Below are 20,465 nucleotides of genomic sequence, written 5' to 3'. Positions count from 1 at the left end.
TAGTGCAAAAATACGAAAAGAAAACAGATAGTGCCTACTTTTCGCCAAATTCTTATGCCCACCGATTCTGCTTCCTGCTGAATGTGTGCACTGACTGTGGTGGAAAGTGCTGTTGGGGGCAACGTCCTATGAACAATTGATATATCACAATGCACCCTGAAAGGGCAAGTAAATCAATACAGCACTTGAACTGCCTTTTCAAAGCAAAAACTTATAATGTCAGTGTATTTAGGACAATGCTCTGGACTAATTTAAATTAGGTTTTCAGCCTGAAGTTTGTTTTGTTGGTTTAATTGGCAAATTAGTTCATTTTCTTATTTAGTTGTATCTAACGTAGGTAAAATAATATCTTTATTATACTTTTGTCCTGCGATAAAGAATTTAAAAAAGAAAAATAAGATGGATTTTCAAACGAAGGTTGAAGTTCCAACAGGTTTGCCTTCTATCACTCATGCCGGACAAATACTCTTAATGGGATCATGTTTTGCGGAGAATATGGGGTTGCAATTGACTGAAAGCAAATTCAGAGTGGATGTAAATCCTTTCGGCATCCTTTATAATCCTTATTCTGTTTTAACTGCTTTGGTTGAAATATTAAAGGGAAAGGAATATCGGGAAGGAGATTTATATGTATATAAGGACTATTGGCATAGTCCAATGCATCACGGTTCATTTTCTGCATCTACACAGGAAGAGACACTTCAGAATATAAATGTTCGTTTGCAACGTGCTCATCATTCTATTCAAGAACTCGAATGGGTTATTCTGACTTTCGGTACTGCCTACGTTTATGAGCAGAAAGGAACAGGACAGGCTGTGTCAAACTGCCATAAGCAACCCGAGAGTAATTTTAATCGCCGACTTCTTTCGGTAGATGAAATCGTGAGTGAATATACTTCACTTATTACTAGTATGACAGCGCGGAATCCGAATTTGAAAATACTGTTTACGGTAAGTCCTATCCGACATATACGTGATGGATTGCATTCTAACCAGTTAAGCAAAGCTACTTTATTGTTGGCTATTCACCATTTGCAACAACAATTTCCAAAGTTTGTGTTCTACTTTCCTTCCTACGAAATAGTACTTGATGAATTGCGCGATTACCGTTTCTATGCTGATGATATGTTGCATCCATCCTCATTGACTGTTCGTTACTTGTGGGAATGCTTCTCGAACACCTTTTTTTCCATAGAAACAAAACAAATAATAACAGTTGTAAAAGACATCTGCCAAGATTTGGCACATAAGCCTTTTCATCCAGGTTCAGAAGCGTATCAACGCTTTTTAGGACAAATAGTGTTAAAAATAGAACGACTTAACGGAAAATACCCGTACTTAGATTTCCAAAAAGAAAAAGAACTATGCCGTATACGATTGAATCCATAGCTGAATATATCAGTGCCCGTCGTGTGGGAGAATATGAAACTACTATTGGTTGGCTGCTGACAGATAGCCGCTCTTTGAGCTTCCCTGAAGAAACTCTCTTTTTTGCTTTGACAACGAAACGAAATAATGGAGCCCGTTATATACCAGATTTGTATGATCGGGGAGTGCGTAATTTTGTGATTACCGAAGAGGATTTTAAGTCAATAGATAATGGGCAATGGATACTGGATAATGCTCAGTCATCTTCAGTCAATTATTTGATTGTTGCCAATCCTTTGAAAGCTCTTCAAAAATTAGCTGAGATACATCGAGAGAATTTTAAAATACCGGTAATTGGTATTACTGGCAGTAATGGGAAAACAATTGTGAAAGAATGGCTTCATCAATTGTTGAGTCCTGATCATTGCATTGTACGTTCTCCGCGCAGTTATAATTCTCAGATTGGAGTTCCTTTATCTGTGTGGCAGCTGAGTGAGGAAGCTGAATTAGGTGTTTTTGAAGCTGGCATTTCGGAAATGGGAGAGATGGGAGCATTAAAACGGATCATACAACCTTCAATAGGTATTCTGACAAATATCGGCGGCGCCCATCAAGAAAACTTTTTTTCATTGCAGGAAAAGTGTATGGAAAAGCTGACTCTTTTCAAAGATTGTGATGTGGTGATTTACGATGGAGACAATGAACTTATTAGTAATTGTGTGGCAAAGTCAATGCTGACAGCACGTGAAATAGCCTGGAGCCGTAGAGATATAGAACGACCTTTATATATTAGTCGGATTATAAAGAAAGAAGACCATACAGTCATTTCCTATCGTTATCTCGAAATGGATAATACTTTTTGTATTCCATTTATTGACGATGCATCTATCGAAAATGCGTTGAATTGTCTGGCTGCTTGTCTTTATTTGATGACACCTGCAGACCAGATTACGGAACGTATGGCACGTTTGGAACCGGTAGCTATGCGACTCGAAGTGAAAGAAGGAAAGAACGGATGTGTTTTAATCAATGATAGTTATAATTCTGATCTGGCTTCGCTGGATATAGCCCTTGACTTCCTGGTACGTCGTTCGGAAAAGAAAGGATTGAAGCGAACACTTATCTTATCGGATATTCTCGAAACAGGGCAAAGCACTGCTACACTTTATCGTCGTGTAGCACAATTAATACAGAACCGGGAAATCAATAAACTGATTGGAGTGGGACCTGAAATATCTTCATGTGCTGCACGTTTCGAAGGTACACCGGAATGCTATTTCTTTCCGAATACAGAGGCATTGTTAGCATCGGATATTTTCAAAGCTCTTTATTCGGAAGTAATTCTGGTAAAGGGTTCCCGCATCTTTAACTTCGATCTGGTATCGGAAGAATTGGAATTGAAAGTCCATGAAACGATTCTTGAAGTAAATCTTGGAGCAATGGTAGCCAACCTGAATTATTATCGTTCCATGTTTCGCCATCCGGAAACTAAAGTGGTTTGTATGGTGAAAGCATCTGCTTATGGGGCGGGTTCGTACGAAATAGCAAAAACATTGCAGGAACATCATGTTGATTACTTGGCGGTAGCTGTGGCAGATGAAGGATCCGAACTTCGGAAAGCAGGGATTACTTCTTCTATTATTATTATGGATCCGGAGCTTACTGCATTTAAAACGATGTTTGATCATAAATTAGAGCCGGAAGTATATAACTTTCATTTGTTGGATGCACTTATCAAAGCAGCAGAAAAAGAGGGTATCACTAACTTCCCAATTCATGTGAAACTCGATACGGGGATGCATCGTTTAGGGTTTGAAATTGAAGAAATACCGTTATTGATACGTCGGTTGAAGAATCAGAATGCAGTTATCCCTCGCTCTGTCTTTTCTCATTTTGTGGGAAGTGATTCACCACAATTCGATGCTTTTACCCGGCAGCAAATTGCACTGTTTGAGAAAGGATCGCAAGAATTACAGGCTGCTTTTTCTCATAAGATTCTTCGTCATATCTGTAATACCGCAGGAATCGAACGTTTTCCGGACGCACAATTTGATATGGTACGTTTGGGGATTGGACTTTATGGAGTTAGCCCGATAGATAATTCTATTATACATAACGTTAGTACACTTAAAACAACAATATTGCAGATCAGAGATGTGCCTGAAGAAGATACAGTGGGGTATAGTCGTATGGGGCATTTGACGCGTCCTTCGCGTATTGCAGCTATGCCTATCGGTTATGCGGACGGACTAAACCGTCATTTGGGACGTGGTAATGCTTATTGTCTGGTGAATGGGAAACAGGCTCCTTATGTAGGCAATATCTGTATGGATGTCTGTATGATTGATGTAACTGACATTGACTGTCGGGAGGGTGACCAAGCTATTGTTTTTGGTGACGACCTGCCGATTACTGTGCTATCAGATAAGTTGGATACCATTCCCTATGAAGTATTGACCAGTATATCGACTCGGGTAAAACGAGTATATTATCAAGACTAAACCCAATCGAAAATGGATACTGAATGATAGATAATGAGCCTGTGCAACCATTCGTAACACAAATTATCAATCATCCATCATTTAGTATTCATTAAAATACTTATCTTTGCGCAGACAAAGAGAAATAAAACCTCAATAATTAATTAATAAATATCACCTATGACAAACTTATTATTATTAGGCTTTTTGCCTAGCGGTTCCGAGTGGATTATCATTGCTTTAGTTATTCTTCTTCTTTTTGGTGGAAAGAAAATCCCCGAATTGATGCGTGGTTTGGGTAAAGGCGTAAAAAGCTTTAAGGACGGTGTGAACGATGCAAAAGACGAACTGAACAAAGCAAAAGACGAAATCGACAAACCGGTAGACTCAGCTAAGTAAAGAAGGGTACAATGGCGGAAATGACCTTTTGGGATCATTTGGAAGAATTGCGCTGGGTACTTTGTCGGGTTATAGGGCTTTGGTTCATTTTAGCGATAGGCTATTTTATTGCTATGCCCTATATATTCGATAGTGTAATACTTGGTCCTACCCATAATGATTTCGTTTTCTATGATCTATTACGACATATTGGACAGAGCTTAAATCTGGATGATGAATTCTTTACTCAACATTTTGAAGTAAAGATGGTCAATATTAATCTGGCGGCTCCTTTTTTCATTCATATGTCTACTGCTTTTTGGATGTCGGTAGTGACTGCGATGCCTTATCTCTTTTTCGAGATCTGGCGTTTTATTAGTCCGGCCCTTTATCCCAAAGAGCGGAGAGGAGTGTTAAAAGCTCTGACATTAGGAACGGTGATGTTTTTCATCGGCGTTCTGTTGGGGTATTTCATGGTTTATCCATTGGCACTTCGTTTTCTTTCTACTTATCAGTTAAGTGCGCAAGTTGAAAATATATTGTCTCTTAATTCATATATCGACAACTTTATGATGTTGGTACTTTGTATGGGACTTGCTTTTGAACTTCCGCTGGTAACATGGTTGCTTTCATTATTGGGATTGGTTGATAAAACATTCCTGCGGAAATATCGCCGTCATGCAATTGTTATCATTGTGATAGCGTCTGCCATTATTACTCCGACGGGTGACCCTTTCACGCTGAGTGTAGTAGCTATTCCACTCTATCTATTGTATGAGATGAGTATTCTGATGATAAAAGATAAAAAGAAGGTGGAAGAAGACGATGTTGAATCAGGAGATGAATCTGAAGAAGAAATACAGGAAGAAAAAAAGTAACCTCATAACAGGAAATATAAGCAGATTCTGTAAGAACCTTTATCTATAGTATGCGTCAAAAGAGAATATTTATTATGTTATCTCTTTTGGCGCATTCTTGTTTTACCACTACCTTTGCAATATGGATAAAAAGGAAGGAAGAGAGTCATACGAATTACTTCTGGCTGTTTGTAAGACGGAAGACGAACAGCTTGCCGTAGGATATAAACAAATGCGTGATTTACTGGAACGAATCTGTCGTATGCAAATGCAGAATGAAAGTTTGCAGATGACTGACTTGTCAGCACGTATCAGCTTTGTAGCTGCCAAAATCGGTCTGACTGTAGCAGAACAGAACCGTTTGCATACCTTCCGACTGACTTCGAATCAGATATTGAACCGCTGTCTGGAACCTACCCGTGAGCAGTTGTTGAGAGATGCAAAAACATTATCTTTTCTGGTCCGTAAACTTTCAGAAGAAGATATGCCTCAGGAACTTTATCAATTGTTACCACGTGTGGATGCTACCTATCTGGTTGCACCTCCGGCACGTAAACGGGTACAACGGATGCGTGTTTGTTTTCAATATGCCGATGAACAGTATTTGTATGTGACTCCACTGGAAGAAGTCTCCGAAAAACTATTTCTAGTTCGCTACAATATTCCTCAGATAAACGAAGAGTTTGCAGAAACTTGCCAGCTTCTTTGGAAACATGCACAAATCAATTTGTTAGACGTTGCCATAGATGAAGCAAGGGTTCTGACTCCTTCATTTATCGTTCTCGAACCGGATTATCTGATTGATATTAGTGCGTTGGCAGAATGCTTCCGCGAATATGGTCATCATCCCGCAAACTACTTCCTTTCTCGACTTCAACCAATTGAGAATGCCCGTCCCCTGTTGTTAGGAAATATAGCTAATCTTTTTTTGGATGAATGGATTCATGCTCAGGACGAAGAGATTGATTACCGGGTTTGTATGCAAAAAGCTTTCCGTCGTTATCCCATCGAGTTGGCTGCCTGTTCAGATTTACGTGATCCAGAAAAAGAACGTCAGTTCTTTGATGACTGCAAACTTCACTTTGAACATATACGAGAAACCGTAAATGATACTTTCCATGCGGCAGGTTATGAACTGGATAAGATAGATGCTGTATTAGAACCTTCTTATATCTGTGAAGCACTTGGTTTACAAGGACGCCTTGACTATATGCAACGGGATATGTCTTCTTTCATTGAAATGAAATCCGGCAAAGCTGACGAGTATGCTATCCGTGGCAAGGTAGAGCCAAAAGAAAATAATAAAGTGCAGATGTTGCTATATCAGGCTGTGTTGCAATACTCTATGGGAATGGATCATCGGAAAGTGAGAGCCTACTTACTTTATACTCGTTATCCGCTTCTTTATCCTTCTCGTCCTTCTTGGGCAATGGTTCGTAGAGCGGTTGATTTGCGAAACCGGATTGTAGCCCATGAGTACGGTATTCAGTTACGGAATAGCTTGGAATATACTGCTCAAAAGTTGAATGAAATAAACTCTTCCAACCTGAATGAACGCAAACTGTCCGGACGCTTTTGGGAAACTTATTTGCGTCCTTCCATCGATAATTTTCAGTCGAAACTGAAAACTCTTTCTCCGTTAGAAAAGAATTATTTCTATGCGTTATATAATTTTATAACAAAAGAGCTTTATACTTCCAAATCAGGTGATGTCGATTATGAGGGGCGTACAGGGGCAGCTTCCTTGTGGCTTTCAACATTAGCGGAAAAATGTGAATCAGGTGAAATTATTTATGACCTCCGTATTAAAATGAATCATGCGGCGGATAAGCATAAAGCTCATTTAATCCTATCTCAGTCTGCTACGGTAAAAGAAGATTTCTTGCCAAATTTTCGTCAGGGGGATGCCATTATTCTCTACGAAAGGAAAGATGATACAGACAATGTAACCAATAAAATGGTATTCAAAGGAAATATAGAATATCTGACTGAATATGAAATTTGTGTTCGTCTCCGGGCTACACAACAAAATACATCCGTACTTCCCGAAGACAGTCTTTATGCCATTGAACATGATACGATGGATACAACTTTCCGTTTTATGTATCAAGGACTTTACACTTACTTGTCTGCTACACAAAGTCGGAGAGACTTATTGCTGTCGCAGCGATTGCCTGAGTTTGACGAATCTTTGGACTATTTGATTTCTCAGTGCACCAATGACTTTACTCGTGTTGCATTAAAGGCAAAAGCAGCACGAGATTACTTTCTTTTAGTCGGTCCTCCGGGAACAGGAAAAACCTCTTGTGCACTAAAAAAGATGGTAGAAACTTTCCATGCAGAGAAAGAGACTCAGATATTACTACTCTCATATACAAATCGGGCTGTGGATGAAATCTGTAAAGCACTCAGTTCCATCCGTCCCGAAGTAGATTTTATTCGCGTAGGAAGTGAACTGTCTTGCGATGAAGCCTATCGTATGCATTTGATTGAAAACGAACTATCTTCGTGTGTTCGCCGTTCGGAAGTGTACGAACGCATTCGGAAATGCCGTGTTTTTGTCGGCACAGTTGCCTCCATATCTGGTAAGCCGGAACTTTTTCGTTTGAAACACTTCGAAGTGGCAATTATAGATGAATCTACTCAAATCTTGGAACCTCAGTTGTTGGGCATTCTTTGTGCCCGAGGCGAAGATGGGAAAAATGCTATTGATAAATTTATTCTAATTGGAGACCATAAGCAGTTACCTGCCGTTGTGTTACAGAATACAGAACAGTCGGCTATTTATGATGAGACATTACAGGCAATAGGTCTGACTAACCTGAAAGATTCCTTGTTTGAACGGCTTTACCGGAATGTGCGTAATTCGTCAGAACATCGTTCGTACGATATGCTTTGTCGCCAGGGACGTATGCATCCTGAAGTAGCTCTATTTGCCAATCGTACATTTTATGGAGGACGTCTGCTTCCGGTTGGACTTCCACATCAAATTGATGACTCCAAAGATATTTGCCGGCTTGCCTTCTATCCTTCTTTGCCGGAAAAGGCCGGAATATCCGCAAAAGTCAATCATTCGGAAGCACGTATTATCACCGGTCTGGTTGCTCAGATATATCATCAGCATCAAGATGATTTTGATGAAGTTCGTACACTGGGAATTATAACTCCTTATCGAAGTCAGATTGCATTGATAAAGAAATATATTGAAACATTAGGCATCCCGGCACTTAACCGTATTTTAATTGATACGGTAGAACGTTTTCAGGGAAGTGAAAGAGATGTGATTATCTATTCATTTTGTATCAACTATCCCTACCAGTTGAAGCTTTTGTCAAACCTGACAGAAGAAGACGGTGTTTTGATCGATCGAAAACTAAATGTAGCTTTAACCCGTGCCCGAAAGCAAATGCTGATAACGGGGGTTCCAGCTCTATTGAAACGTAATCCTCTTTATAAAAGTTTATTAAATTTAATAGAACGATCTTAAACCATTGGAATATTTTTGCAGATGTTAGTCTTTATTCTCTCTTTATGCAATTCATTAACACCTATTTGTTGAACAAACGCCTATATTTGCAACACGTTTTTTTCATAGAGATTTAGATTTAAGGTTAGAAGAAATGTGGAAGTCGTGAGACTTCCCTTTTTTTCTTCTTAACGTTTACTATACTTCATTTTCTTAATGTATCGTTTTTTGTTGGGTACAGAATGATCTTGCAGAATAAGTAAACCTAAAAAGCTATCTTCGGGAGAAGAGGCTTTTTATTTTTTATACTTTTGAATAATTGGTAAAAAAACAGGAGGATAGTTCTATGCTGAACCATTCTCCTGTTTTTATTATCTATTAATTTATTAGATTGTTATTTCAGTACAATTGGTTTGTATTTCGGAACTAATATCTTCATCATGATCCAACCGAGAAGGTATGCAACGGAACAAATACAGAAAATAATAAAGTATCCTGCAGGTTTACCTACAAAACCTAAAAAGGTCATTGGCTCCTGAATAACAGTAATGTCTTTCTGAGTGATAATCTTATTATTAAGCATCATCTCAGCTTCTTTTTCGGCAGTAGGCAGTTCGAGCTTTTCTATAGTCATCGGGATCTGGCTGAGTCCTGCCTTCTCTACTGCTTTTTGTAAAGGCATAGCTTCACCTTTATAGATTGCCCAACCGGCTGGAATATTTTCTGCTCCTTCATGTCCTTTCGCTACTAATTTTCCATTCAGAACAGCTTGGTTTGGTTTTGCAATAGTAATCTGATAATCCTTATCAAGCATTGCTTTATTGATTACAGCCATTTCCACTTGTCCCGCTGCAAACACAAACAGAATTCCGGCACAATACTGGAGGATCATAGAACTGACTCCACCAGCCATACCACCGATACCTGTAATACTTGCAATAGCAGATTTAGGGAACATATCACCTACTGTGGAGAAAATATTGGCTGACCAAGACTGATGAGCAGCACCGCCAATACCGATCAGAATAACCGGGAACCAGGGAGAAAAAGTTCCTAACGGCTGAGCTAATAATACCACCAACGGGAAGAATGCAAAGATAAGCATCGCCTTCATACGCGCAGCATAAGGATTCATACCTGTGCGGTTAATGAAGATCGTTGGTAGTTTACCTCCATAAATGGATAACATCGTGATAGCATATAAAGTAAAGATCAAAGCGACTCCCAGCCCTTCGGAGGTTTTTATTCCGAATTGTGTGTTTAGATAAGAAGGAGTCCAGAAAAGGAAGAACCACCATACGCCGTCAGTCATGAATTTACCAACAACAAAAGCCCATGTTTGTCTGTAGGTAAAGCATTGCCAAAATCCCATTTTCTTTTCAGTATTCTCTCCTGTTGAGGCAATGATGCCATCTTGCTCATTATCTTGTTCGATATATTCAAGCTCAGCTTTGTTTACATGTTTGCTTTTGGAAGGAGCTGTATACATAAATACCCAGAATCCCATCCAAATAAATCCAAGGGCGCCGATAACGATGAATGCCATTTCCCATCCCCAAATTTTTGCCAATAAAGGGATACTAAGTGGGGCTACTAATGCACCGATAGAAGCACCGGCATTGAATATGGAAGTAGCATAAGCACGGTCTTTTTTAGGGAAATACTCAGCAGTCACTTTAATTGCTGCGGGGAAGTTGCCGGCCTCACCAATAGCTAATATACAGCGGGCTGCGAGGAAACAATACATACTAATGGTGGCGATTGATACAATGACATCTCCTGTGGCTCCCATCAGTTCGGCTGCGCTGTGTAAGCCCACATAATGTTCGGTTATGATACCACACAATGCATGTAAGCAGGCTCCCACCGACCATACACCAATTGCCCAAAGATATCCTTTCTTAGTACCCAGCCAATCGACAAACCGACCTGCAAAAAGCATACAGATAGCATATACAATAGAGAATACAGAGGTAATGGTGCCATAGTGTGATTCATCCCAATGAAATTCGGGCTTGATAAATTCGTCCCAAGTCAGTGAAAGAACTTGGCGGTCGAGATAATTGACTGTAGTGGCAAAGAATAACATCGCACAAATTGTCCATCTGTAGTTTGTCATCTTTTCACTTGGTTTTTGAAATGCATTCATGATAATGGATTTAAATAGTTTTTAGTACGTTTACAAAGGTCGGTGTTTTATCTGTTTTTTTTATTAGAAGTATAGTTTGGTCAAAAATATAAAAATATCTTTGTCTTTACTAGAAATTTCATCAGTTTATTTACCAAATCTATATAAGTTGTATTTCTTGGGGGAGAAAACTAATAAACTCGAAAAACTTCATTCTCTCTTCTGAACAGAAAAAAGAATGAAGCTTTTTGGAAAATTAATATTTGGTGTCTTGATATACAATGGATTATCTCATTTCTGTGTATTTGATCTTATCCATATCTCCATAATCAAGGTTTTCACCAGCCATTCCCCAGATAAACATATAGTTGCTCGTTCCGGCTGCTGCATGGATTGACCATTCCGGTGACATGATGGCTTGTTCATTTTGCATCCAGACAATCCGTTCTTCTTGGGGTTCACCCATGAAGTGACAGATAGAGTTACCTTCCGGCACATTGAAATAAAAGTAAGCTTCGATACGGCGGCTATGAGTATGTGCAGGCATCGTATTCCATACACTACCCGGCTTTAGTTCTGTTAAGCCCATTTGCAATTGACAAGGACCTTCCTGTAATACATTATTGACAATTAACTGATTAATAACGCGATCGTTACTTTCCTCCATTTTCCCTGCGGGGAATGAATTGGCTTTCAGTGAGCCTTTTCGTCCGTCAATGGTTATCAACTGAGTTTTATATTCTTTATGTGCTGGAGCTGAGTTGATATAGAATCTTGCAGGTTTGTTGGCATCTTTACTCTTGAAAGTAACTTTCTGGTTACCTTTACCAACATATAACGCATCTTTGAAGTTCAAAGCATATTCTTTGCCGTCTACTGTTACGATACCTTCCCCACCTACATTGATAACACCCAGTTCGCGACGTTCGAGGAAATATTTAGCTTTCAAAGGGTCAATTGTTTCCAACACCAATTCTTTTGTTGCAGGCACTGCACCACCAAAGATAAAGCGGTCATACATGGAATAAGTAACATTTATTTCATTCGGAACCATTACTTTCTCCATCAGGAAGCTACTACGCAAGCGGTTTGTATCATACGTTTTCACGTCTTGCGGATTGCAAGCCACTTGCATCTTGTAATTCACTTGGGCAGAAACAGATATTGCTGCGATACCCAACATCATTGCAATTGCTAATTTTTTCATATTTCGAAATTTAAATGAATTATATAATTTAGTTGTTTTTGTTTATTAAAGCATCTTTCTTTGTCATGCGGATGCGGTTATAGATTGCCATTGCGAGTGCGATAATTACGAGAATAGCCGGACCGATGATTTTAAAACTGTAAGTCAGGTGGAAAATGCCCCAGCAGAAGAGACTGGAAGCGAAGTCTAAAGCTCCTCCTTCAAAACCTTCCGGAATATTAACTGTTGGGTCTCCGGTAGCAGCATATACATCTTTGGCAGCTAATGTGAAGAATCCGGCTAACTCTGTTACAAAATACAAACCAACAATCAGAGCAATCAGTCCGATGATGAATGATTTCACTACATTACCTTTAGTGATAGGCAGGATCATTGGGAATAAATAAAACATACCTGCCAGAGATGCTAAAGGCAAGAAACGGTTACCGGGCAGAATCACTGCAAGAAATATGGTAACAGGAATCAGAAGAAGAGATACGACTAAAGTAGTCGGATGTCCGATAACTAATGCCGGACTCATACCAATATTCAATCCCGTACCATTCTTATATTTTTTGGCAATTAATTCACGCGTAGCGTCAGAAATAGGTTTCAAACCTTCAATAAATAAACTGGTGATACGCGGAATCAACTCCATTACTGCACCCATTTTGATACCTAATCCTAAGATATTTGGAATGCTGTCTACTATTTCTTTCCAACTACTGCAACCTAAAGCTCCAATACCGCAACCAATTACAATACCCAAAAATAATGGTTCACCCATCAAACCAAATTTCTTTTTCATACCTTCCGAGTCAATATTCAATTTGTCGAATCCCGGAATCATATCAAGCAACTTGTTGATTACGATAGCGAATGGAACAAAACTTTGACAGAAAGGTTGTGGGATAGAGATACCGTCCATCTTATCATAAAACTTCTGAAATGCAGGAGCAGTCATATCTGCCATTACCAGTGTGATGATATAACAGATGATAGCGGCAAAGAATCCCCAAAGAATACTGTCGGAAGCAAAGTACACAATAGCACCTATAAATGCAAAATGCCAATAGTTCCAGAGATCAATATTAACAGTACGAGTTGTTTTGGTAAGCAGCATCAATAAATTAACTCCCAGACAAACGGGAATAATAAGTGCACCAACTGATGTATTATAAGCTACTGCCGCAGCAGAAGGCCATCCCATATCGAATATACCTAATTCCAATCCGTAAATTTCAACCATTTTGCTGAGTGCCGGGCCGAGACTGCTGGTCAGCAGTGCCGTAACAACAGATAAACCAACGAAACCTACTCCAACCAGCAAACCGCTTTTAAGTGCTTTGGCAAATTTAATACGAATACATATTCCTAAAATTGTGAAAATGACCGGCATCATAACTGCCGCTCCCAAACCGATAATGTACTTAAAAACTTCTTCCATTCTGTTCTATTTTTTCTCTGTTTTTAATGATATATTACTGTGTTTCCACAGAGGGTATTAGTTGTAGACCGTGCCAAAAGTACGACCTTTTCTGCTTTCTTCCAAGACGAAACTCTTAATTTATACGTTATTACATCAAAAATGGACATATTTGACGTTTACGTGCACAAAATTGATTGTTCTCGTGCACGAAAAGATGAAAATGAATAAGGTAAATTCTATAATTCTATTTGATATGGATGAAATGTACCACCACTATAGTATGAAAATCAATGGGCATAATCATTCAAATAATAATTTGTTAAATGATATTTTTTTTCTATGTTTTTTGTATTAATTACAATGAAGATAGATGCAACTTTTGAGATAGTACAATAAATAGAATCAGAAGTTTTTTAATAGGGCCATATGACTGAAATGGGATTATTGTTAAGTCTTAATGTACTTTTACCGGATATTCCAAAACTTACTTTTTGGGATATTCTCCATCTACCATATTTTGATAACTTGGGTTGTACACTAGATGTTCAGTAACATTTCATATAGTTGGAACAAAAAAAGGAACAGCTTTTTTAATTCGGAAAAATAGCAATAGATCCTCATCTTTTAATAGTGGAATCGCTGGTTTCTTCTATGTTAATGAAATCTTCCAGATTGGCAGAAGTTTGAAGGTACTTGCGCCCGGTACATAAAAAACTCCGACTGATGGCAAAGATACTTCTAAGGAATTCAAAGGCTTCAGATTTTCTATATCAAGTTCTCCCATATAGTTTTCAGGAAAGGAAAAGTGAGGTTCTCGATACCGATACCTGAAGTAGTCATTTTGATCATAAGATCATTTTTGACTCTTGGCTTTATAATATAAACCAGTTCAATAAGAACATAAACGAAAACCTACTTTGAAGAAAAGTCTTGCTGGGCACTTTATGATTTCATTCTCCTTTGTACTTATTTGCTTTTTTGTATAAGTGAAATTTCCTTTGCTTTTTCTCCGTTACGTATCTCCATCGGAGTTCCTCCTAAATGCTTTCTACAGAAAGTTGTGAAATGTGAAGTGGTAGAAAATTTGTGTTCAAACATTATTTGTTTCAAAGGAATTTCCTTTTTCATTAACTTTCCTTTAATTTGATGAGCTATTTGTTGCTGCATCCATTTATAAGGAGTTTCTCCAAAATTGATTTTGAATAACTCGCGGAAAGTTTTAATACCATATCCCAAAAGACTTGCTAGCTCTTCGGCTGTTTTTACTAATGTGTAATTAGACATTACAGCTTCTGCAAAAATAGGATTTTGACCAATGAATGGAAGAAATACTGGTATCCGCTCTTCATCCGTGTAAAAGTGTTTGAATATCAGATAAATTTCTTGTGCTTTAATCAGATAAATATGATTGCATGAAAGTCCTGATTTACGGTAATGAATTAGCTCCTCAATAGCTCGTTTCAGTTCATCCTTTATTCTTATTTTATCCCATTCATAGTGACCTTCTTTCTTTTTCTTTAAAAGTCTTCGTATACCATCTTCCATACAAGGAAATTTTATGTTATTATATTTTAGAAGAGCCAGATGTGCAGGTTCCATTACAAGACCTCGAAATTCCATATTTTTAGGAAAGAAAAACATATCACCCGATTCAAAAATTTTATTATGATATTCGCAGTAACTTAATGCAACTTTTCCAGACATTACGAATAACATATAATTGTCATTTGTGTTATGGGTAAATATGGTATTAGCTTTGGATAAGTAAATATCTTCAAAACCTACAGGGAAAATAGGAGAGAAAAACTTGCATTCAGGTTGTTCGTGTATACATAGTTTCTCAATATGTTTTTTACTTTTCATTTTTTATTAAGTATCAGTACAAAAATAAAGACTTTCCTTCATATTCCAGAATCTAGCCTTTAATATGGAACACTTATTTAGCTATATTTAGCATCTGGAAAATATCAGTTAGGTCCGTATAATGATAAAACGGCATAATAGCAGTCATCAATTTTGAAACATCATCATACGAATGAAAATGTTATAAAATGATACAATTATTAATTGCTTCTATAAGTTCTTTACGCTTTAATGGCTTTGTAATAAAAGAATTACATCCTGCAGCAATTGTCGCATTTCGATCTACATCAAAAACTTTTGCTGTTACTGCAATGATTATTATATTTTTATCAAATTCCCGTATTTTTTGTGTTGCCTCCAATCCACCCATGACGGGCATCTTCATATCCATAATGATAACGTCATAGATATTTGTTTTTGCTAGTTCAATAGCCTCTGCCCCATTATAAACCCGTGTAAGGTTATAGTGCTTTAATATTGTTTCTACAAGCATATAATTACTATCATTATCCTCTGCCACAAGAATATTCAACTTTTTTGTTTGAATATCTTTTTCACAGATGCAATCAGGTGTAACTGCTGTATGTAAGTCTGTAACTGGCAACATATCTTTTTCTATTATTTTAGCCGTGGTGGGAAACCATGCCCAGAATGTAGAACCTTTTCCTTTTTCCGATTCAAATCCTATGTTACCCTTTTGAATATCTACAATTGCTTTACATATGGATAATCCTAATCCGGTACCTTGCGCAAAATTATCCAATTTCTCAAAACGTTTAAATACTTTATTGTATTTGTCTTTGGCTATGCCGATGCCCGTATCTTCCACATAAATTTTTATGCCTCCGTTTTCATAAACATATCCCATTTTTATATATCCCGATGGCGTATATTTTTGAGCGTTCGTGATAAAGTTTGTAAAAACTTGCATAAGGCGATTCTCATCTAGGGTCACAATGCATTCACCATATGGGTTATCACCTAAAAGTTCAACTTCCGAATTGTCCATTTTCTGCTTGAATAGTGCAAATAATTCGTTGAATGTTAAAACGATATCAAAACTTTCATATTTCAATTTTATCATTTTCGATTCTAGCTTCGATAAATCCAAGATATCATTTATCAGACGCAATAGCAAGTCATTATTGGAATTAATAATTTTTATGAACTCAGCTCGTTCCTCCATATCCTCAGTTTCTAATAGTAGTCCTGAAAAACCTACAATGGCATTGAGTGGAGTACGTATTTCATGGCTCATATTTGCCAGGAATGCAGATTTAAGTTTATCCGACTCCTCAGCCTTTTCCTTAGCGGCAAGTAATTCTTCATTTATCTTGTATATACTAGTGGTATTTATAGCTATACAAAGAATTAATGCTTTACTATTTGTAGGTTTGATGATGGATTTTGTAACGTGCAAATATTCTTGTACCCCGTCAATAACAGGCTTACTTTCATATGAGACTATCTTTTCTCCATTGATTAGTTTTAAATCTTGCTGACGATAAATTTCTGCAATCTCTTTGTCGAAAACTTCAAAGTCAGTTTTTCCAATAATCTCCTCCTGACTTTTGTTTACTATTTTACAAAATGCCATGTTGGCTTTGACATACCTCAAATCATCAATGACATCTTTTATGCAAATTGCGCCCGGAATACGATCTATTATTTCATTCAAAGTCTGATTGGTACGTTCGGTTTCTTCTTTGGTATAATTAAGTTCTTGGTCTAGCTTCTTGCGTTCGGTAACATTGTTTATTTTGAACAAAGCACCTGCTATTTTGCCATTATTGCTAAAAACCGGTATGGAAGTGGCATCAATGATTAATTCTTCACCGTATGTAAACTCCTTGTATTGAACCTTTTTAGTGTTGATAGCCGCTCTAACCATGCATTCATGCTGTTTCTCGTATCCTCCCTCCAAGGAACAATCCCAATAATGACCTGCGATATAATTATTAATTTCCAGCTTAGAAGCCATTTCGGGAAAAGCATCCAAATTTGACCATTTTACCTTATAATTGGCATCTATATATACCAGACCAGAATTAATATTATTTAAAATCAAGTTATTTGTGTTGTTCTGTTCGGCAAGTTTTTTATTAATGTCCAGCCACTCGCTTACATCCCTGTGAATTCCACTATACTTAATAATATTTTCCTCGTTGTCTTTTATAGCGATACCATCATATACCAAATATCTATATTCTTCTACCTGAGGGACAAATACTCTCATTTCAAAATGGATTGTGTCAGGTTCTTTGCTATTAACGTTTTCAACGAACTCTCTAGCCATTGCCTTGTCTTCAGGGTGCACATACTCTAAGAACTTGTCTAAATCTTCTTGTAAGTTTATATTTTGATTCGGAAATAAAGCATTAGACGAGTATGCAATTATTATATGGGTATGCGGATTATAATCCCACTGAACAATATTACAAATTTCGTTGATAAGATTTGTCTTCTTATGTTGTTCTTCAAGTTCATGCTGATGTATATAACTGTTTGTTATATCTTTCTGAGTGCCTGTGATAGCCACAATTCTTCCATTCTCTTTTTTACTCAGCATACGGCTCTCATAATAGCGGTAAGCACCTGCTATATTTATATCTTTATACCTAAATATAGCTTCCGCATACTGCTGTTCATCATTAATCAAAGATGTGAATATTTCCTTCTGTATTGCTAAATCGTCCGGATGAATTGATGATTGATTTTTTTCCATAGTAATACTGCTTCCTACAAGTGCATTACCTTGAAGAGTGTAAAACATCTTTTTATCGACATCATAAGTCCAGGCCGCAACGTCTCCGGCTTTGAGTGCCAGATTTAAATCTTCCCGACTTCTTCTCAATTCATCTTCTTTTCTACGCTGTTCGGTAATATCATACATCGACCCGATTAGTCCTACTATTTCACCTTCGGCATTTTTGACACCTGAAATGGTGTGTTCAAAAGTATAATAAAAATCATTTCCATCATCTTTTATACGCATTTCCACCGAGCCCTGTTCTATTTCTCCTACTATTATCTGTTGTAATAGAGCATTGTATTTTTTAAAATCCTCAGGGTGTGAATTGGATCTATTCTCTTTTATTCCCGAATGTTTTTCCAATAATCGGTTTCCATAAAGAATATGATGTTTTTTAGTGAACAAGTCATAATCCCATGCTAGCATATTGGCTGCTTCCATCACCATATCCAGACTCTTATGCGCATGTCGCAGTTCCTTTTGTTTTAAGCACTTATCAGTAACATCCCGTTGTGATCCTATGATATAGTCTGTATTTCCAAACATATCTTTGTGTACACTCATTTCACTCTCATAATACTGATAATCTCCATTCTCATAGTAACGAAGAGTAAATCCTCCATTCTCTTGTTTTCCTGAGATCAAATCAGCAAAAGTCTTCTGCATTATCCGACGATCTTCCGGGTGTAAAATAGCATTGACTTTTTCATAAGAGAGGCCGTTACCAGCTATAGAGTTGCCGAGTATTGAGACAAAGTTTTTTTCCTTTATATTATATTTCCAAATGGAAACATGCCCTGCATTTAGTGCCAGTATGAGATTACGGTGCGATTCGAAAAGTTTCGCCTCCTGTTCTTTCACAAGTGTAACATCATTCATTTCCACCACGTATCCGATCAACTCATGAGTATCCGTGAACATTGGTGCCGCTTTGATCTCCAGAAATATTCGTTCTTTTCGCGTGGTCGGGTAATATTGGGTAGTTCTTACCAAATCAAAATCATAGGTTATACTCAGATAAACATTCTCACCATTTTTAAGTCTCTCCAGACTTTCGGTAGGAAAATTAGGATTATTATCGAGGGTAATATTACTATGAATAAGGTCTTCTTTATGTTCTATACCGAATATTTTTAAATCATAATCATTGCAATCAATCAGTACTCCGTCTTTGTCGTAGATCTCTATTCCACTAGATATTGAATTAAAGATAGTAGAAAATTTGATTCCTGTTTCTATCAGTAATTTCTCTCTTATTTTTTTTTCGGTGATATCTTCACAGATTTGCAAATATCCATCTATTTTGCCCTCTTTGTTGCGTATGATAGATTCCTTGAACGATAGGAGTTTCTTCTCCCGTAAGGATGTGGCGTAGTAAACATCATCTGCCAGTTCAAAATCATAAACTACCTCAAACTGTGTATCTTCACCACTTTTTACTTTTTCTTTAATTCTATCCGGCGTATTCGGTTCTTCGAAGATATTAATACCCAAGACACTGTTCTTGTCATCGATACCGAAAATGTCCATACACATTTGGTTTAAAGACACCAAACGTCCATTCTTATCGTAGATGACAATGCCGATGGGTATATTTTTGTACATCGAGTCGAGCAAAGTAAATTGTTGTTCAAGCAAAATCTCGTTCTGGCGACGTTTTGTGATATCAATGATAGTAGTGATGATGTAATGTCCTGTTGCTCTACTGCTTATCTTCTTTTTGGTCAGCACTAACCAACGAGACACATTACCTTGTTCATCCCGTATTACTTTTTCTAGTTTGAGTGGCTCTTGCAATTGCATCGCTTTCTCGTCAGCAGCATCATCCTCTGCCTGGTTCCAATACTGCGATTGTAATACATCTTCACTTTCAAAAAATAATTTTGCTACATCATTGAAAAGAATATATTTTTTTTCTCCATTCTCAGCAATATGTCGCATCGCAACTCCTACCGAGATGTTGTTCATCGTTACGTCACATACATAGTTGGTAAAACCTTCGCGTGCCTCAAATATATTCTCCTCGTCTATTCTGATAATATTAACATACAATAATTCATCGGGACCTTTTTCAGCATAACAAATTGCATATGTCACTGTGCCATCTTTATGTGTTGTAGCATATTCAAAATAAACATTATGATTTTCATAGTATGCTTTATGTACATTTTTCACAATAATGGCTGCAGAGTCTTTGTTAGAATCATCAGTTATTTCCTCTAAATTATTTGTATACTTACCAATTAAATCCTCTTCATTAATTTGTAAGAACGTGCAATGTTGTGGATTGATGATATCAACAATTTTTAAAGACTTGTCATAGACAATAGTCATCCAAGTTTGGTAGTACGGTCGTTTATTCATGATGATATATTGTTGTTTCCATTATTTATTTTCCAAGAAAATGTTGTTTGCTTTCATAATTATACTGTGTAGTTCATACGGATATCCCATCACTGACTTAGCAGGAGAAACCTTTCTCAGCGTTTGTTGTTTATCCACTTCATATCATAAGGAACTTTATAAAGGGTACTTATTGCCTGACAATCATTATTGGA

Annotated in this window: 9 protein-coding genes and 1 pseudogene; 5 read left to right on the top strand and 5 right to left on the bottom strand. The window is 37.4% G+C overall.

Annotation, left to right across the window (positions count from 1 at the left end):
- Window positions 1-399: 399 nt before the first annotated feature.
- From PHO71_RS01770 to PHO71_RS01750, 5 genes are all read left to right on the top strand, one after another.
- Window positions 400-1,389 (top strand): GSCFA domain-containing protein, encoded by a 990-nt coding sequence (locus PHO71_RS01770; protein ID WP_300198025.1) that lies wholly within the window; start codon window positions 400-402, stop codon window positions 1,387-1,389.
- Window positions 1,365-3,869 (top strand): bifunctional UDP-N-acetylmuramoyl-tripeptide:D-alanyl-D-alanine ligase/alanine racemase, encoded by a 2,505-nt coding sequence (locus tag PHO71_RS01765; RefSeq protein WP_300198022.1) that lies wholly within the window; start codon window positions 1,365-1,367, stop codon window positions 3,867-3,869. Before PHO71_RS01770 ends, PHO71_RS01765 begins: the two co-directional genes overlap by 25 nt.
- 159 nt (window positions 3,870-4,028) lie before the next feature.
- Window positions 4,029-4,247, top strand: coding sequence for a twin-arginine translocase TatA/TatE family subunit (locus PHO71_RS01760; protein WP_300198019.1), 219 nt, complete (start codon window positions 4,029-4,031; stop codon window positions 4,245-4,247).
- An 11-nt stretch (window positions 4,248-4,258) separates the two neighbouring features.
- Window positions 4,259-5,104 (top strand): twin-arginine translocase subunit TatC, encoded by an 846-nt coding sequence (gene tatC / locus PHO71_RS01755; protein ID WP_300198017.1) that lies wholly within the window; start codon window positions 4,259-4,261, stop codon window positions 5,102-5,104.
- 121 nt (window positions 5,105-5,225) lie between these two features.
- A complete protein-coding gene (locus PHO71_RS01750; RefSeq protein ID WP_300198014.1) occupies window positions 5,226-8,570 on the top strand; it encodes a DEAD/DEAH box helicase in 3,345 nt (1,114 codons plus the stop codon).
- Window positions 8,571-9,393: 823 nt separating this feature from the next.
- Here the strand turns inward: PHO71_RS01750 and PHO71_RS01745 are convergent.
- The 5 genes and pseudogenes from PHO71_RS01745 to PHO71_RS01725 all read right to left on the bottom strand — a co-directional run.
- A pseudogene (locus tag PHO71_RS01745) lies at window positions 9,394-10,698 on the bottom strand (MFS transporter); the annotation flags it as partial.
- A 265-nt stretch (window positions 10,699-10,963) separates the two neighbouring features.
- Complete coding sequence (gene kduI, locus PHO71_RS01740; RefSeq protein ID WP_300198008.1) at window positions 10,964-11,884, bottom strand: 5-dehydro-4-deoxy-D-glucuronate isomerase; 921 nt, start codon at window positions 11,882-11,884, stop codon at window positions 10,964-10,966.
- Window positions 11,885-11,912: 28 nt separating this feature from the next.
- Window positions 11,913-13,310, bottom strand: coding sequence for a PTS transporter subunit IIC (locus tag PHO71_RS01735; protein WP_300198006.1), 1,398 nt, complete (start codon window positions 13,308-13,310; stop codon window positions 11,913-11,915).
- Window positions 13,311-14,258: 948 nt separating this feature from the next.
- Window positions 14,259-15,155, bottom strand: coding sequence for a helix-turn-helix domain-containing protein (locus tag PHO71_RS01730; RefSeq protein WP_300198004.1), 897 nt, complete (start codon window positions 15,153-15,155; stop codon window positions 14,259-14,261).
- A gap of 181 nt (window positions 15,156-15,336) precedes the next feature.
- Window positions 15,337-20,271: a PAS domain S-box protein gene (locus tag PHO71_RS01725; RefSeq protein ID WP_300198001.1), complete on the bottom strand. Its 4,935-nt coding sequence runs from the start codon at window positions 20,269-20,271 to the stop codon at window positions 15,337-15,339.
- Window positions 20,272-20,465: the final 194 nt, after the last annotated feature.

This window comes from Bacteroides sp., assembly GCF_028690125.1.
Classification (GTDB): domain Bacteria; phylum Bacteroidota; class Bacteroidia; order Bacteroidales; family Bacteroidaceae; genus Bacteroides.
The sequence above is the reverse complement of the archived record's forward strand: the minus strand, read 5'-3'. Positions and strand labels throughout refer to the sequence as shown.

Coding starts and splice junctions, on each gene's coding strand:
- PHO71_RS01760 (WP_300198019.1), top strand. CDS start 4,029: ATGACAAACTTATTATTATTAGGCTTTTTGCCTAGCGGTTCCGAGTGG.
- kduI (WP_300198008.1), bottom strand. CDS start 11,884: ATGAAAAAATTAGCAATTGCAATGATGTTGGGTATCGCAGCAATATCT.
- PHO71_RS01725 (WP_300198001.1), bottom strand. CDS start 20,271: ATGAATAAACGACCGTACTACCAAACTTGGATGACTATTGTCTATGAC.
- PHO71_RS01730 (WP_300198004.1), bottom strand. CDS start 15,155: ATGAAAAGTAAAAAACATATTGAGAAACTATGTATACACGAACAACCT.
- PHO71_RS01750 (WP_300198014.1), top strand. CDS start 5,226: ATGGATAAAAAGGAAGGAAGAGAGTCATACGAATTACTTCTGGCTGTT.
- PHO71_RS01765 (WP_300198022.1), top strand. CDS start 1,365: ATGCCGTATACGATTGAATCCATAGCTGAATATATCAGTGCCCGTCGT.
- tatC (WP_300198017.1), top strand. CDS start 4,259: ATGGCGGAAATGACCTTTTGGGATCATTTGGAAGAATTGCGCTGGGTA.
- PHO71_RS01770 (WP_300198025.1), top strand. CDS start 400: ATGGATTTTCAAACGAAGGTTGAAGTTCCAACAGGTTTGCCTTCTATC.
- PHO71_RS01735 (WP_300198006.1), bottom strand. CDS start 13,310: ATGGAAGAAGTTTTTAAGTACATTATCGGTTTGGGAGCGGCAGTTATG.